Here is an 824-nt window from a genome sequence, read left to right as displayed (position 1 = left end):
TACCAGGCAGCATGAAACTACCGGCATCCGTTGTGAGCTCGCCGAGCAATAGCTTAAACAACGTAGTTTTGCCTGCTCCGTTAGCACCAACGATTGCAACACGCTGGCCATCGGCGATATTGGCGTTTACTTCTTCCAACAGAGGCTCGGGACCTCGGCGAAGTGACATCTCTAAAATTTTAAGCATGCTATGGCTTTCATCTCTGGAACTCGTCGCGCAAGTTATCGGATAATGCGGATTACATCAATCAAAGCACAGCGCTTTATAATGGATTCAGCATAATGAGTGATACAACAGCGGGGTTTTGGGCGTTTTCTCTGCACGTCTGGCAAAACGAAGCGCTTCGCTGTCAGCTTTTAGCGCTTCAAGAGCGCGATGATCTGGATATAAATTTATGCCTGTTCCTTTTGTGGATCTCAACCTTGGGTCTTGTTCTTGACGACTCAGAAAGCAAAATCACACATGTGCAAGGCCAATGGTTAGATCAAACGATCAAGCCGATCAGAGTGCTCCGCATGGCCAATCAACATCGTCCGCAACTGAAGCAAGCCTTGTTGACAGCAGAGCTAGAGTCGGAAAAATGTTATCAAGAAGCACTCTGCCAAATTCGCGATACAATCACGCGCCAAACAGAAGCGGCTGATAACGACAAAGCAGCTACACTTAAGACGAATTTGAAGTCTTATTCACAAATCAGTTGGGATAGTGCGTTGATTAACCTCATGTTAGAGGCAAGCCAATGAAGTGGGTTTACCGTTTATCTTCTTTAGTGATTTTGGGTGCAGCACTTAGTTTGCCGTTTTATGCAGACTACCGCAGCGGT

At 46.5% G+C, this 824-nt stretch carries 2 protein-coding genes; one reads left to right on the top strand and one right to left on the bottom strand.

Annotated elements, in window-relative coordinates; genetic code table 11:
• Window positions 1-187 (bottom strand): ATP-binding cassette domain-containing protein (locus tag A3750_RS23995; RefSeq protein ID WP_156498906.1); only part of this gene is annotated, 187 nt, incomplete at its 3' end.
• A 95-nt stretch (window positions 188-282) separates the two neighbouring features.
• On the opposite strand from A3750_RS23995, the gene A3750_RS23990 reads away from it, so the two are divergent.
• Window positions 283-744, top strand: coding sequence for a DUF2390 domain-containing protein (locus A3750_RS23990; protein ID WP_068451141.1), 462 nt, complete (start codon window positions 283-285; stop codon window positions 742-744).
• The last annotated feature ends 80 nt before the right edge of the window (window positions 745-824 follow it).

This window comes from Oleiphilus sp. HI0079, from assembly GCF_001635105.1.
Note: the sequence above shows the minus strand (reverse complement) of the source record. Positions and strands in the feature narration are given on the sequence as shown.

Bases quoted from the DNA above. Each gene is read 5' to 3' on its own strand.
- A3750_RS23990 (WP_068451141.1), top strand. From the start codon at position 283: ATGAGTGATACAACAGCGGGGTTTTGGGCGTTTTCTCTGCACGTCTGG.